This window comes from Desulfatibacillum aliphaticivorans DSM 15576 (assembly GCF_000429905.1).
GTDB lineage: Bacteria > Desulfobacterota > Desulfobacteria > Desulfobacterales > Desulfatibacillaceae > Desulfatibacillum > Desulfatibacillum aliphaticivorans.
Window position 1 is genome coordinate 123397 of sequence record NZ_AUCT01000006.1, and the last position, 14642, is coordinate 138038.

General features: G+C 56.4%; 10 protein-coding genes. 5 read left to right on the forward strand and 5 right to left on the reverse strand.

Features of this window, described 5'->3' with window-relative positions; translation table 11 throughout:
* Window positions 1-424: 424 nt before the first annotated feature.
* From G491_RS0106785 to G491_RS0106805, 5 genes are all read right to left on the reverse strand, one after another.
* The gene (locus G491_RS0106785; protein ID WP_028314038.1) at window positions 425-2749 is read right to left on the reverse strand and encodes an FAD-dependent oxidoreductase; all 2325 of its coding nucleotides are present in this window, start codon (window positions 2747-2749) and stop codon (window positions 425-427) included.
* A 50-nt stretch (window positions 2750-2799) separates the two neighbouring features.
* Window positions 2800-4434 (reverse strand): glutamate synthase-related protein, encoded by a 1635-nt coding sequence (locus tag G491_RS0106790; RefSeq protein WP_028314039.1) that lies wholly within the window; start codon window positions 4432-4434, stop codon window positions 2800-2802.
* Window positions 4392-5528, reverse strand: a complete 1137-nt coding sequence (locus G491_RS0106795) for a class II glutamine amidotransferase (protein ID WP_012609667.1) — start codon at window positions 5526-5528, stop codon at window positions 4392-4394. The genes G491_RS0106790 and G491_RS0106795 overlap by 43 nt, the downstream gene beginning before the upstream one ends.
* Window positions 5529-5843: 315 nt before the next feature.
* On the reverse strand, window positions 5844-6260 hold the full coding sequence (locus tag G491_RS0106800) for a hypothetical protein (RefSeq protein ID WP_248635334.1): 417 nt from the start codon (window positions 6258-6260) through the stop codon (window positions 5844-5846).
* A 154-nt stretch (window positions 6261-6414) separates the two neighbouring features.
* Window positions 6415-8067, reverse strand: coding sequence for a glutamate synthase-related protein (locus G491_RS0106805; protein WP_012609668.1), 1653 nt, complete (start codon window positions 8065-8067; stop codon window positions 6415-6417).
* Window positions 8068-8346: 279 nt separating this feature from the next.
* On the opposite strand from G491_RS0106805, the gene G491_RS0106810 reads away from it, so the two are divergent.
* From G491_RS0106810 to G491_RS0106830, 5 genes are all read left to right on the forward strand, one after another.
* The gene (locus G491_RS0106810) at window positions 8347-9063 is read left to right on the forward strand and encodes a GAF domain-containing protein (RefSeq protein ID WP_028314041.1); all 717 of its coding nucleotides are present in this window, start codon (window positions 8347-8349) and stop codon (window positions 9061-9063) included.
* Between the two features lie 27 nt (window positions 9064-9090).
* On the forward strand, window positions 9091-9474 hold the full coding sequence (locus G491_RS0106815) for a hypothetical protein (protein WP_028314042.1): 384 nt from the start codon (window positions 9091-9093) through the stop codon (window positions 9472-9474).
* A 191-nt stretch (window positions 9475-9665) separates the two neighbouring features.
* Window positions 9666-12149, forward strand: coding sequence for a hypothetical protein (locus G491_RS0106820; protein ID WP_028314043.1), 2484 nt, complete (start codon window positions 9666-9668; stop codon window positions 12147-12149).
* Window positions 12091-13125, forward strand: a complete 1035-nt coding sequence (locus G491_RS0106825) for a phosphatidylserine decarboxylase (RefSeq protein ID WP_051327083.1) — start codon at window positions 12091-12093, stop codon at window positions 13123-13125. Before G491_RS0106820 ends, G491_RS0106825 begins: the two co-directional genes overlap by 59 nt.
* A gap of 39 nt (window positions 13126-13164) precedes the next feature.
* Window positions 13165-14223: a prolipoprotein diacylglyceryl transferase family protein gene (locus tag G491_RS0106830; RefSeq protein WP_051327084.1), complete on the forward strand. Its 1059-nt coding sequence runs from the start codon at window positions 13165-13167 to the stop codon at window positions 14221-14223.
* The last annotated feature ends 419 nt before the right edge of the window (window positions 14224-14642 follow it).

Here is a 14642-nt window from a genome sequence, read left to right on the forward strand (position 1 = left end):
CTAAGCCTCAGGACTCGATATCGTCTTTGATGGATCAGGCGCCTCCGGATTTACAATTTTTTCAGGATAGCTCCGCGTGACCCGACCTACAAATTAACAATATTTCAAGATGTTATGTAGGTCGGGTCACGCGGAGCTGTGCAAATGCATTTGTTTTATTAATTCGCTGTCTTGCCTCATCTGAGTTTAAAAACTGGGAGGTCAAAGCGTAGCGACCCGACATTTTTTGCTGAATCTTGAGTTCCGTGCACTCCGATTTTTCCGTGGTAAAAACGCATGTTAAGAACAGGAGGTAGGATTCCTGATAACATTGGTGGATGATCTAATGCCGACAAATAAATAACCCCCGGCGGGAGGAATTTCCGTCGGGGGTTTTTATGTTCTGATAAACGGCTATGTTCAGCCGTTCAGGCTATTCAATGATTTAGCCCATGGGATCGTTTTCCACCAGGGTCCAGATGCCGCAGGGGCAGGCGCCGGCGCAGAATCCGCAGCCGATGCATTTTTCCGGGTCCACCACCATCTCAAAGCGCTTGCCGGGCTCTTCCACGCGGGTGATGGCGGCCTGGGGACAGATGGCCTCGCAGATGCCGCAGTCGCGGCATGTTCCGCAGGAGGAGCAATCCATGGCGCAGGTGTTGACTTCCTCGAATTCCCTGACGCGGGGATTGAAGTAGCCCATGCTCACGCGGGTTTTGTCGATCTGGGGCTTTTCCAGGGCCTCGGGCCTTTTGCCTTCCAGGATGGCGGTGATGGCCATGGCGGCCCTGCGTCCGGCGCCGATGGCGTCGGTGAGGAGTCCGGGCATGACAATATCGCCGATGGCGAAGAATTTGGAATCCGTGGTCTGGAAGTTTTCGTCCACTTCCACGAAGCCGCGCACGGTCTTGACGGTTTCGGGCAGAAATGCCGTGTCCGGGGCGTCGCCGATGGCGACCACGACGGTGTCGGCGTCCAGGAAGTCGCCGTTGGTCAGGGCCACGCCCTTGCCGGTGATTTCCTTGGTGAATACCGGCCACAGGAAGGTTGCGCCTGCTTCTTCGGCGGCTTTTCTTTCCTCGCCGAAAGAGGCGGGCTTTTGCACGTCGATAAGCGTGATTTCCGTTGCGCCCAGGCGATGGGCTTCGGTAGCCACGTCGCAGCCCACGTTGCCGGCGCCGATAATCACCACGCTCTTGCCGGGCTTGACGTCGCCGGCCTTGGCCTTGCCCAGGAAGTCCATGGCGGTTGCGGCGTTTTCGATGCCGGGCAGAGGCGGCATTTTGGGCTTGCCCGCGCCCGCGGCCACGACCACAAACTCGTGCTCTTCCCGGAGTTTGGCCACGTCGGCCTGATCCAGTTTCTTTTCAAGCTGGACGTGGGGCAGGGCTTCGGCCATGCGCTCCAGTTCCTTGTCGATCACTTCCTTGGGAATTCTGGTGTTGGGAATGACCGAGGACATTTTGCCGCCCAGTTTCTTTTCCATGTCGTAGATGACGGCTTCGTGTCCGGCCATGCGAAGCTGCCATGCCGCGGAGATGCCGGCCACGCCGCCGCCGATAACGGCCACTTTCTTGCCGGAAAGGGGCGGAAGCTCGGGCAGGCTGGCGTTGATGCTGGCTTTGCCCAGGACCTTGACGTCAATGGGCGCCATGCCGGACAGGTTGCGCGTACAAGCCTGCATGCACAGGTTGGGGCACAAATAGCCGCAAACCGTGGCCGGGAAGGGCGTGAAGTTGAGCGCCATATCCACGGCTTCGTCCACTCTGCCCTCACGGATCATGGCCCAGCGCTGCTGAACCGGAATGCCCGAAGGACAGGAGGATTGGCAGGGAGATGCGTACACCTGATCTTCCCACACAGGCACGAAACGGCGGAATTCGCCGGTTGCGACCACGGGAATGGGGTCCCGCTCCACCTTGACCAGGTCGCCCACCAGGCCGCCTGCGCCCAGTTCGCTTTCCCATACGTTTTTCGCGAAATCCTTCATGGACATGCGGGGAGTCGCGGATTTTTGCATGGGCGTTTTGGCCACGATAAGCTGCCAGTCTTCGATCCTGGCCAGTTTGTCGTAAAGCTCGGGTTTTTCGATTCTTTCCAGGAAGTTTTTGAGGTTGGTGAAGAGCCAGTCCTGGGTTTCCTCGTCAATAGGGACGAGGCTGGCGTCGGCCTGGGAGAATCCCTTGAAAGGCCCGCGCACGAAAACCTGGCCGCGCACCATGCCCACGCAGGGGCGGTATCCCAGCACGTTTTCGGGATTTTGGGGGTCGTAACCGCAAACCACGGCTACGCCGCCGGCCATGAATTCCGCAAAATAGTCGCCCACGGAGCCAAGCACCCACAATTCGGGCGGGGCAAAGCGGGGATTGGCCTTGGTCATGGTCATGCCGCGGGAGCCGATGTTGCCGCCGATAAACACCTTGCCCTGGGCCATGGCGTTGGCGGTTCCGTTGGTGGCGTGTCCAAGAACGGCGATTTCGGCGCCGGCGTTCAGCCAGCCCGTATCGTCTGAGGCCGGGCCTTTGACGGTGATGCGGGTATTGGGGAATCCCATGGAGCCCAGGCGTTGTCCCGGGGACCCGGTTATGGTGATGTTAACGGGTTCATCGCCGGCGCTCCACAGTCTGCCGCCCAGGCCGTGTTGGCCTGCGGCGTCGATTTCCAGGTTCCTTTCACCGGAAGCCACGGCTTGTTGTATCTGCTCTTCCAGGACTCGGGACTCGATGCGATGCCCCTTGTCGATTCCCGAAAGTTTGTATACGTTTTTCATTTATCCAACTCCATCCGGCAAAGAGCCGGCTTCAGGTTCTTTGTCGGTTCTTAAACCACGTAGTCGATGCTCAGCCTCTGCGCGATATTGTAGTCGTTGATCCCCAAAGCGTCGGACATGCCGATGGGCAGGGAGGTGGATCTTCCCAAGGGCGCCACGATCTTTTTCAACTCCGTATCAAAGGACAGGTACATGTCCACCAAACGCTGGGCGACCTGTTCGGGATCCAGTCTTCTGTAAAGCCTGGGATCCTGGGAGGTGATGCCCTTGGGGCAACGGCCGATGTTGCAGATGTTGCAACGGTCCGTTTCGCTGCCCAGGCAGCCGGCGGCCGCCTGCATGACGTACTTGCCGGTCTGCACGCCGCTGGCGCCCAGCATGATGAGGGCCGCGGCGTTGGCGGCCAGGTTGCCGCGCTTGCCCACGCCGCCGCCTGCGAACAGGGGCAGTTCGTTCTGCTTGCCGATTTTGACCAGATTCAGGTAGCAGTCCCTGATGTTGCTGGCGATGGGGTGGCCCATGTGGTCCATGGACACGTTGTAGGCTGCGCCGGTTCCGCCGTCCTCGCCGTCGATGGCCAGGCCCGCCGCAATGGAGTTGCGGGCCAGGTTGTTCAACACGGCGCCGGAGGTGGAGGTGGCCGAAATCTTGGGATAGACAGGCACGCGGAATCCCCAGGCCATGGACATGGACTGGATCATCTTGGCCACCGCCTCTTCAATGGAATACTTGGTCTGGTGCGTGGGCGGGCTGGGAAGGCTGACGCCCTGGGGTACGCCGCGGATAGCCGCGATGAGCTTGTTGACCTTGTGCCACATCAACAGGCCGCCGTCGCCGGGCTTGGCGCCCTGGCCGTACTTGATTTCCACGGCGCAGGGGTCCACCTTCATTTCAGGCAGGGCGTGAATGATTTCGTCCCATCCGAAATACCCGGAGGCGATCTGCAGAATCACGTATTTGAGAAAGCGGGACCTGAGCAGCCGGGGAGGGCATCCGCCTTCACCTGTGCTGATGACCACGGGCATGCCCACTTCTTCGTTCAGATAGGTGACGCCCATCTGGAGCCCTTCCCACATGGTGGGGGAAAGGGCGCCGAAGCTCATTCCGCCGATGATCAGCGGGTAGATTTCCCGAACCGGAGGAATCCAGCCATTCTCCCTTTGGAGCTTGAGGTTTTCCTCGGGGGGCAGAACCCTGCCCAAAAGGGTGCTCAACTGGAAGTCGTGGCGGCCTGCGTCCAGGGCCGGGTCCGTGAGCATGGAAATTCTGGTGAACTTGATTCTGTCCAGAACCCCTTCCGGATCGTTCCTGCGGCCGCCCCTGCGGCGGGGAACTCCGCCCTTGTTATTATGGAAGCGCAGCTTGTCCGCTTCGTCCGAATGCATGGGCATGATGGCGTCGTTGGGGCAAACCAGGTTGCACATGCCGCATCCCACGCATGCGTTGTCGGGATTGGTCTTTTGGCGTACGCCGTAAAAGGATTCAAAGGTGTTTTCCGGGGTTTTTTCCAGACCGATGGGGGGCTGGATGACCCGTTTCCGGTAAACGGCCAGTTCCAGGGCCAGCATGGGGCAGGCGGCGGCGCACCGGCCGCAGAGGGTGCACTTATCCTTATCCCATGCAATCTGCCATGGTAAGTCTTTTACGCACAGAGTGCTTGGGGTAATGATTGTGTCTGCCTGCATATGTGAACCTCCTGACGATCCGATGAAACTATTGCCGTATCCAAATGCATTGGTTGAAAATCCAAACTCTTGTCGCGATCGGGAATCACCGCGTCCAGCCCGCATTCCTCGGAAGAGAACGCGTAGCAGCCCGGCCTGCCGCCCACGATGCCGGGACGGAGCTTTTTCCGGTCCTGAACCATGAACAGGGACTTGTTGGGCAGGCACCCGATGACGCAGTTGGGGCCGTCGATAATCAGCCTCCGGCAGGTCTGCCTGAGCTGTTTCAGGAAGGCCTTGTTGGGGTGATCGCCCATCTCGTCGTCGGACAAGGGGGTGATGACATGTTTGTATGCTTCCAAGGGAAGCCCCAACTGATATGTCGAATAATGGAGAATGTGCGCGAACACCTCGGAGTCGGAGTTGTAGCCCATGTATCCGGGGAATCCTCTGGAAGAGAGGTATTCCTTGATGGGCACGAACGCCGTGTTTTCCCCGTTGGTCATGGTGCAGATCCCCTGGATGAAAAAGGGGTGGCAGGCGTACAGGTTGATGGCGTAGTTGGTGTTCTGCCTGCCTTGGGCCATAATGACCCTTGCCATGAGCTCCTTCCGGTCCAGGCCAAGATGCTGGACAACGGTCAGGGGGTCGCCGATTTCCTTGATCATGATGGCGTCCGGCCAGAAGCTGAAGACGATCATGTCTCCGTCGGCCTCGCCCATCCCGCGGAGGTCCAGGCGCACTTTCATTAATTCAAACGCCCGTCTTTCTGCGCTGTATGCATGCCATTCGTCGGGGTACTCATAGGCTCTGATAAGGTATACATCCCGCTGAGGAACGCCCGGAGGCGCGGGCTTGGGCGCCTTGATGGTCACCTTGTACTTGGTGGTGAAGCCCAATTCCATCATGTGGACATCCAGCTTTTTCAAACCTTTGGATGTAAAAATCCCGGAGAGCACCGGAGCATCTTTAAGGTCTTCAAAAGGACCGCTCAGGTCGGAGAGAAAGAGCCCCACGCCCGAGCCGTCATGACCTTCCCGCATCACGTCCAAAGCCTTGGCCGCCACCAACGGGGAGAAAGGCTCGTCGCTAGTCATGGCAAATAAACGGCACATTTTTGAATTAACTCCTTTATGAAACTACAATCTTGTTGTTTTTTAGAGAATAAACTGCTTTCTCGTAAACAGCCTTTTTATCTCATTCCCGCTTAATTGGCAAGACTTTTTAGGAATCGTTTTTACCAACGTCTTTTTCCAGGCCTTGAATTCATTGATTCGGCCGGAAAAAGCAGGCTAATTCCCCTTTAAAAATCAATGGCCGATAATTCGTCTCCCTTGCAAAAAATGTAAAAAACAGCCCCTTTCGGAGCGCCAAAAAATCGAAGGGGGCCGGGATGAAAAAAGCCTTTTTTTGGGTTTTAAAACCGAGCCTCAGGAGTTGAGAATCTTCTTGGCGCGCTCGTCGTTGGCTTCGGTGATAAAAGCGATTCCGGTCTCCCTGGCCGTCTCCCGGTTGGCGGCGAAAATGTCGTCCCTGGAAATGGCCTTGAGGCTGAATTTCCGGGCGCCGGCCATGAACTGCTGCAGTCCGCAGGAGAGTTTGTCCATGAGGGTGCAGAAGGCGATGGCGCCGTACGGAATGTGCTTCATTTCGTCCTTGCCGACTTTCTTTTCCACGTCAAAATAGGAAGCGAAGATTTCCTCGGGGCTGGCGCCAATGTTGGAAACGGTTTTGGGCAGGGAATCCCAGTTGCCGGAGACGGCCTCCCTGCGGTCCGGATGGAGGGCGCCTTCGATGTTGGAGCCCAAAAAGCCCGGGATCATGATGGCCCGGCCCATGCACGCCATTTTTGTATGGGGGCGCCCAGGGCGAGGACCTTGAATATTATGAATGACAGGGTTTAAGAATAGCTAAAAAAAGCAGCCCCGGCCGGGGAATACGGTCCGGCCGGGGCTTTGAAGGAACGGAGCGCAAGGCTCCATGACACAAACTCAATTAACTTTAGGAGTTGAGGATTTTTCTGGCGCTTTCGTCGTTGGCGTCCGTGATGTGCGTGATGCCCGTCTCTGCTGCGGTTTCCCGGTTGCCGGCGAAAATGTCGTTTCGGGTGATTTGGTCGATCCGGAATTTCCTGGCGCCGGCCATAAGTTGCTGCAGTCCGCAGGAGAGCTTGTCGGCCATGGTGTAGAATGCAATGGCGCCGTAGGGAATGTGCTTCATTTCGTCCTTGCCCACCTTCTTTTCCACGTCAAAGTACGAAGCGAAGATTTCCTCGGGGCAGTTTCCGATGGAGGAGACGGTCTTGGGCAGGGAGTCCCAGTTGCCGCAAACCGCTTCCCGGCGTTCCGGATGGAGGGCGCCTTCGATGTTGGAGCCCAAAAAGCCCGGGATCATGATGGCCCGGCCCATGCACACCAGTTTGGTGTAGGGGGAGCCCAGGGCGATGGCCTTGAATATATGGTCTTCCAGGGCGAAGCCGCCGGCGAAGGACATGTCCACAACTCTTTCGCCCTTGGCCGCCAAAATGGAGGCGTATTCATAGGCTTTGGAGTGCAGGTTGATGGAGGGCACGCCCCAGGACTGCATCATGTTCCAGGGGCTCATGCCGGTGCCGCCGCCGGAGCCGTCGATGGTCAGCAGGTCCAGTTTGGCGACCGTGGCGAACTTGATGGCCATGGCCAGTTCTTCCATGCCGTAGGAGCCGGTCTTCAGGGTGATGCGTTTGAAGCCGATGCTGCGCAGATAGTCCACGCTGGACATAAAGTCTTCCTGCACCTTGTCCACGGAGCTCAGGTTGGTTCCGCCCAAACGGCTGTGACGTGCAAAAGACTTGATGGCGCCTTCCTTGAAAGCGGTCTGGACCTCGGGCTTGGCGGGGTCGGGGTCCACAACGTATCCGCGTTCTTTCAGGAACAGGGCGTAGTCCAGGCTGGTCACCTGAATTTCGCCGCCGATGTCTTTGGCGCCTTGGCCCCACTTAAGTTCGATGATGCATTTATCGCCGTATTTATCCACCACAAATTCGGCCACGCCGTTGCGGGTGTCTTCCACGTTAAGCTGAACTATAATCGCGCCGTATCCATCATAGTAGCGCAAATATCCGTTGATGCGCCTTTCCAGTTCGGGCGCACTTTTGATCTTGCCTTTTTTCTCCAGGCCGGGCTGAATCTGGGACTGTCTGTCAACACCCACCACGTTTTCGCCGATTACCACAGGGATGCCGCACAGGGCGCCGCCGATGGAGAAGGAGTCCCAGTATTTTGCCGCGATGAAGGTGGATCCCAATGCGCCTGTCATCATGGGGATGCGGGCCTTGGTCTTGATTTCCTGGCCGAATTCCGTCTCCAGGCTGACGTTGGGGAAGATGCAGTCGTCAGGGTCGTTGGAAAGCCCCTGGCTTAAGCCGTGAGCGCCGTAGGCATAGCCCTGAATGCGCAGGGAGTTGTACGAAACCCCCACGTGGGTGGTGTTGTTGGCGCCGGCGGTGACCAGTCCAAAATCCCGGGGATACAACAGTTTACGGCCAACCAGGCCGGACATCCAGGTTTCGCACTTGCCCTGGCAGTCCGCCCGGCACAGGGTGCACAAGCTGGATTCCGTGGGATTGCCGCGATTGGTGGTTCCGATGGCGTCGTTGCTTTTTGAAAAACGCATGTTCTTCTCTCCCTCTTCTATGAAGACCTCATCAATAAATCGGCTTTTCTGGCCGCCCTCCCTTGGACCGGGCCTTCAAAATGCCAAAAAAAAAGACGTCTCACCTATTACAGGCGGACGTCTTTGTCCCTTGTAATCGCGGGTTTAGCGTGCACCCCGTTGTGCCGCCCGCCCGAAATTTAGCTATACTTAATTATTTGTTAGGTTTTTGTCAATAACTTTTTTTGGCGCATAGCCCCAAGATTGACTTTTTCCCTTTTTCAGGATATTCTCCCACCCATGGAAAAAGCAGCCCCTAAAGAATACGACGCCTATATAAAAGGTCTCATGGATATCAGCCGAGCCATCACCTCGGAGTTGTTTTTGGAAGACATCCTTAAACTCATTGTCCTGGTGACCGCCAAGGTCACGGGCGTGGACATCTGCTCCCTGTGGTTGGTGGAGGAAGGCAAGAATCCTAATAAAAAGGTTATCAGGCTGGCCGCCACCCAGGCCATGGACCCGGATTACGTGATTGACCGGACCTTGTGCATGGGCGAGGGCGTGGTGGGGCACGTGGCCCAGACCAACACCGCCCTGATTCTGGAAAAGGTCCTGGACGACCCCCGGTTCAAGGAAAAGGAAATGGCCAGAAAGCTGGAATTGGTCTCCATGGCCAGCGTGCCCATGACCATTGGCGGGGAAGAGGTCATCGGCGTCCTGAATTGCTTTACCTGCAATCCCCACAATTTCCCGGAAACCGAAATCAACCTCATCCGCACGGTGGCCAACCAGGCCTCCCTGGCCATCCACAACGCAAGGCTCATGGTCCGCACCAAGGTCATTGAACAGGAGCTCGCCACCCGCAAGGTCATCGAAAGAGCCAAAGAAATCGTCATGGCCCGCAAGGGGCTTACCGGCGACAAGGCTTTTCGATGGATCCAGAAAAAATCCATGGACAACCGCAAGACCATGAAGGAAATCGCCGAAGCCATAATTCTATCGGAAGATATGTAATTTTTTTCTTTTTTCGTCGTGTAATCAATGAATTATATCAGATTTTGGCAAGATGATTTAGTTTCGAGAACGCCCCAGGTATTGAAGAATCCTGTCAAGGTTGAAGGGATTTGGGATAAGCATTTGGGGCCTATGGTGCAATATGCAAAAGTTATAATGAATGTAGAGCCTGCAGCGAGTTTTCAGGTGGATCTTTCTTCTCTTGAGTTAAAATTAGATCATCATCAAATGGATATGCTTCGCTCAGCAATTTTTGGTTTTCTTGATGTCGTAATGTGTGCAGGTCTAAGCCCGCTAAGAAACCTTAAGCTGGAAATACTGGATGTTGAGTTTGATCCTGTCAATTCGAGCATGATTGCTTTTCGCTATGCAGGCAGGGACGCAGGGCGAAAATTGCTTGATAGTATGTAATGAGAATTTAGCGAGATATCGTCCCAATAGTCCCATCCCCTTGGTGAAAGAACGACATTCTAAAACACAAACAAAAATCCCTCACGAACTTAACCTAAAATTAATCCTTTCATACTGAATTCGTAACAAATCCACTCTATATTGCGCTCGCCTGTCATGGGCGCAACTAATAACCTTAATCGGAGTGGAATATGAGCCGTTCCATGCCTGCTCTGCCTGCCGAAGCGATCTCGCCCGCCTTTGATCATTCCAATTCATTCATCGCCAAAGACAGAGGCGCATACTGCAAGCTGCTTAACGCCGATCCCCGGCGTCCCGAGTCATTCATCCAAAATCTGCCTTTCGCCCCGGGCGACGCCACGGCCGGTACGGAAAACGAATTGCAGTCCGCCGTCAAAGGGGCGCCGGAGGACGTGGACCTGCCTTCCATTATTGCGGCTTCCAACTATTTGAAGAACATCCGCAAGCGGAGCCTTTCCGGAGAAGCGCCCGCCCAGCTTGTCACGGACCTGGAGCAGTTTCTGGCCGATAACCCAGGCAAGATCTGGGAGAACAGCTGGGTGCGCTTTCCCAAAGGCGCGTTGAACGAGACGGCCATGCGGGTTTTGAACCACGACCTGCTGGAGGACAAACGTGCGCCCCAGGGGCCCATGCGCGGGGACGCCCATAAGTTTTCGTTCAAGCGGGAGGGCCAGGAGTTTATGCGCCTGCCCATCAGTTATATATTGAAGATTTCCCTGGCCCAGGCTTTGGGGGAGATGTCTCCCAACCTGAACCTTGTGCGGGAATTGGGGCATCGGATGATGTCGCATTTTTCCAACGACAACACCTCGCCCGAAACCTTTTCCTTCTATACGGTCAAGCTGCGCAGGAAAAACCGCATGGGCCGGGGGATCGCAGGCGAGACCGCGTTGCGTTTTCTGGTCTGCCAGGCTTTGATCCAATACGCCAACCGGTCCTTTAAACTGCTTTCCCACGGCCAGGAAGCCGTGCTGTACATGGCGCCCAACCCGCCTACGCGGCAAAAAACCTTGAATGACCTGATCTCCGATGCGTTTTACCGGGATCTTTTTATGAGCCCCTGCCTTTCGGGCTGGGATCGGGGCGAGGACAAGCACAAGTACATGGCCTTGTGCCATCAGGTGCTATCCCGCAGCCAGTTGAACGCCGTTGCCAAGCTCCGGGAGGCCCATATCATCAACAACAATCTGGTGGTGCTGCCCAACACCTCCAACGTAAGCCTGGCCAATAACGGCACGCACCTGAGCCTGGGCAGCCTTAAGCTGGGCAAGCTGCTGGCCGACCCCCATTCGGGCTTCGGCGCCCATGACGAAAAATATCTGGGCGATTTGGTCATCAAATTTTGCGAGCACTTTCTCCCCCTGTTTGTGGGGACCTACAGCGCCGCGCCCTATCGTCTGGATTTTACGGATTTTCACCCGGAAAAGGCTTTGGGATACCTCCCCCACGAGTTGGACTTCACCCATTTACGCATGATCTGGCGGCGGTGGAAGAAAAAAGCCAAGCTGAAAATCCTGGGCCAGCCTTGCACGCCTTTCGGTCCCTTGTGGTTGGATCGGCCCCTGAGAAAGGTTTTCGGCCTGTGCGGGGATTTTGTCCCGGACTTCCGTTTGATCGACTATCTGGTCACCCTGAAGAGCACGGAGGAAAGCCACGCCCTGGACGGAACTCTGGGCAATGACCTGCGTTTGAAGCGGGATCTGGACGCCCTGGGAGTCTTCGACGAAAGCATGAGCCTTTACCTGTTATACAAGCAAAGGCAGTTCGCTTTCATGGGATTTTCCGGGTTTGAAGGCCGCCATTACAGTTTGTTCGAAAGCCTGTCAACGGACATGGTGCACGCGGCCAACCTGCAAACCTTGATTACGGCATACGCCTTCAAGTGCATATTGAACGGCAAAATATCCCACGAAGAACTGCCCAGCGACCCCTTTACCGAAAGCGAACGCAGGCAGATTTTTTTTGGGGCGGCCATCGGCATTCCCACCTTTTTCGTGAACAAAAAAACCAGGAACCGATTCATGCTCCGGGTGCTGCGCGACGCCAAGAAAATGCGCTTCAGCCGCCGCTATCCCGGTTACTTGCGGGTTTACAACCTGGAATACAGGCTTGCCCTCATTAGCATGATCCGGACGGAGGCCCAGGACCTGATCGAACTCATGGGCATGGAGGAAACCGTCCAGGACCTGGAGGAGCGGGTGCGTTTTCCCGAAAAGTTTTCCGCTGCGGGCAAACTGACCGAGTCCATCCTGGAAAAAGCCAACGCCAAAAAGCCCATGGAGCTTTCCGGTGGGGAGTTCGCCCAGGCCGCGGAATATTATTACCGGAACGACTTGCGTATGAAGCACATGTGCGAAGCCTGCGATTTTCTGGCTGAGGAACTGGAGCGCCTGGACGGCAAGGCCTTGTTGGGGCGAGGCCGCTACCGGGAGATGCTCAACTCCATATTGGAAGGGGAGGGGGCCTTGCAGTTTTTGTCCCGGGTGAAACTGGACATCCTGCGGGGCGATGCGCCGGCGAGCGTTTTGGAGCGTTTTTTGGCCTTATGCATGTTAGCGGTGGGCGCCCAATTGCCCGAATACGAGAGAATATTAAATGAACCTGATGAAAAAAGCCTGGAGCGGGTCTTTCCCGCACCAATACATTCAGCGTAAGACCGGCGGAATCAAGGACGAAGCCCTGGTGGGCGATCTCGCAGTGCTTGGGTTGTACAGCACGGCCCGGGAAAAGGCTGGCTGGCTTTTCAACGCACTCACCAGCGCCCGGGCGTCCCGGGTTTTGGGATTTTGCAATTACGACCTGCCCATTTTGAATCCCGGCCGCAACGTGCGCGTTTTGGCCGAAAAAATGGGCGCCGACCTGGACGAGTGCGTGGATCCTCCTGAATATTTCACCAACGCCCGCCGATTTTTCGAGCGCAAGATCAAGTATTGGCAAACCCGGCCCATGCCGGAAGATCCCCGGGCAATCGTCTCTCCGGCGGACGCCCGGGTGATCGTGGGCTCCCTGGAGGAGCACTCCCACCTGTACCTTAAAGAGTCCCTGTTCGGGTTTGAAGACTTGCTGGGATTGGACAAGCCGGAATGGCTCAAGGCCTTTCAGGGCGGGGATTTCGCCGTATTTCGCCTGACCCCGGACAAATACCATTACAACCATTCCCCTGCGGCGGGCGAGGTGGTGGACATATACGAAATTCACGGCGCCTATCATTCCTGCAATCCCGGCGCGGTGATCATGGAAGCCACGCCGTATTCCAAGAACAAACGGGCGGTGACGATCATCGACACGGACGTCCCCGGCGGAACTCAGGTCGGCCTGGTCGCCATGATCGAGGTGGCCGCCATGATGATAGGCGACATTGTTCAGTGCTACAGCAGCGGGGAGTACGATTCTCCCCAGGAGGTTGAGCAAGGCTTGTTCCTGGAAAGGGGACAACCCAAAAGCCTGTACCGGCCGGGAAGCTCCACGGACGTGATTCTGTTTCAAAAGGGCCGCATGCAGTTTTGTGGGGATTTGCTGCAAAACACCTTGAGGACGGATGTGCAAAGCCGGTTTTCCCAGGGCTTTGGAAGAGCCATGGTGGAGACCGAGGTTTTGGTCCGCGAGCAGATTGGCTGCGCAGCCTCCTGATAGAAAAAATGTCACACTGAATCGGAAAGGATAAATATAATGGCGCAATACGCCGATTACATTTTCGTGGCCTGTCTGGCGGCCGTGCTTGGCGCGGTCCTGGCCTGGGGATTCAAAACCCTGCCTGACGCTTCCTGGCAGTTCGTGGCCTCGGCGCCCAAAAAACGCAGCGCCGACGGCAAAAGCTGGGAGGCTGTGAACTTCACCTATTACGGCTTGATCATCGCATGCTCCAGCGCATTCAGCGTGACCCTGGCCGTATTCCTGCTTGGGGCGGCTTCCGTGCCCGTCTGGTCCTCTTTGGCCGTCACCCTGGCTTTGATGATTATCTGCATCCCTTCGTCCAAAATTCTGGCCCGCATCGTGGAAAAGAAAAAGCATACCTTCACCGTGGGCGGGGCCCTGTTCATCGGTGTGCTGACCATGCCCTGGATCGTCTGGGGATTAAAGCTGGCCGCCGGAGAAGGCTCCGGCATTCAGGTCCTGCCCGTTTGCGCGGCCATGGCAATAGCCTACGGATTCGGCGAGGGCTTGGGCAGGCTGGCCTGCATCAGCTTCGGCTGCTGCTACGGCAAGCCGTTTTCCCAGGTGCATCCCGTGCTGCAAAAGCTCCTGAACGGCAAGGGCTTTGTGTTCACGGGCGAAACCAAGAAAATCTCCTACGCCTCGGGCCTGGACGGCCAAAAGGTCTTTCCGATTCAAGCCCTGACCGCCGTCATATATTGCGCCAGCGCCCTGCTGAGCACCCTGCTTTTCCTGAGCGGGCATTTCGGGCTGGCCTTGCTGCAGGTTTTGATGGTCACCCAGGTATGGCGGTTTTTTTCAGAAATGCTTCGGGACGATTACCGGGGGGAGGGAAAAATATCCGCCTACCAGATTATGATGATCGTCGCCATATTGTATACGGCGCTGCTGCCCATGGTATTCCCCATGGGAGAGGCCTTGAAGCCCGCCCTGGCCCTGGGCTGGAAGGCTGTCTGGTCTCCCGTCGTAATATTATCCGTCCAGGCCTTATGGGCGGCCCTGTTTGTTTACTACGGCAAAAGCACCGTGACCGGCGGCGCCATATCCTTTCATGTAGTGAAGGGTCGCATATAACGCTGGGTCCCGGCTTGGCGACGATCCTGAAACGCGGATCGCCCTTGCCGGGATGACGGCCTTTTGCGCCTGCCGAAAGTCCCGAGGACGCTTGCCGCCCTTCCGTCAGGGCAAGTGAGCATCCAAGACCTTTTGGCGGTTAAAGCCTCCGCTTTCCGTCATCCCCATGGAGGGAGGCGGCGGGATGATTGCTTTTTTCATTCATCCGGACGCACTCCCGGAAACGGGGACCCAGTCCTTGTGGAAAGGAGGCTGGGTATGGATATAAAGTCATGAAAGTGAATGAGCAAATTACTCGAATGACCGCAACTTGGTATTACTCCTCCAGGATAAAGCCATTTTTCCCGGCTTTTTGGATCTTCCACCGGCGGGCGGCCAGAGCGTCCAAAAAGCGCTTGTCGTGGCTGACTGGCATCAGA

Coding starts and splice junctions, on each gene's coding strand:
- G491_RS0106795 (WP_012609667.1), bottom strand. CDS start 5,528: ATGTGCCGTTTATTTGCCATGACTAGCGACGAGCCTTTCTCCCCGTTG.
- G491_RS0106785 (WP_028314038.1), bottom strand. CDS start 2,749: ATGAAAAACGTATACAAACTTTCGGGAATCGACAAGGGGCATCGCATC.
- G491_RS0106815 (WP_028314042.1), top strand. CDS start 9,091: ATGAATTATATCAGATTTTGGCAAGATGATTTAGTTTCGAGAACGCCC.
- G491_RS0106800 (WP_248635334.1), bottom strand. CDS start 6,260: ATGGCGTGCATGGGCCGGGCCATCATGATCCCGGGCTTTTTGGGCTCC.
- G491_RS0106825 (WP_051327083.1), top strand. CDS start 12,091: ATGAACCTGATGAAAAAAGCCTGGAGCGGGTCTTTCCCGCACCAATAC.
- G491_RS0106810 (WP_028314041.1), top strand. CDS start 8,347: ATGGAAAAAGCAGCCCCTAAAGAATACGACGCCTATATAAAAGGTCTC.
- G491_RS0106805 (WP_012609668.1), bottom strand. CDS start 8,067: ATGCGTTTTTCAAAAAGCAACGACGCCATCGGAACCACCAATCGCGGC.
- G491_RS0106790 (WP_028314039.1), bottom strand. CDS start 4,434: ATGCAGGCAGACACAATCATTACCCCAAGCACTCTGTGCGTAAAAGAC.
- G491_RS0106820 (WP_028314043.1), top strand. CDS start 9,666: ATGAGCCGTTCCATGCCTGCTCTGCCTGCCGAAGCGATCTCGCCCGCC.
- G491_RS0106830 (WP_051327084.1), top strand. CDS start 13,165: ATGGCGCAATACGCCGATTACATTTTCGTGGCCTGTCTGGCGGCCGTG.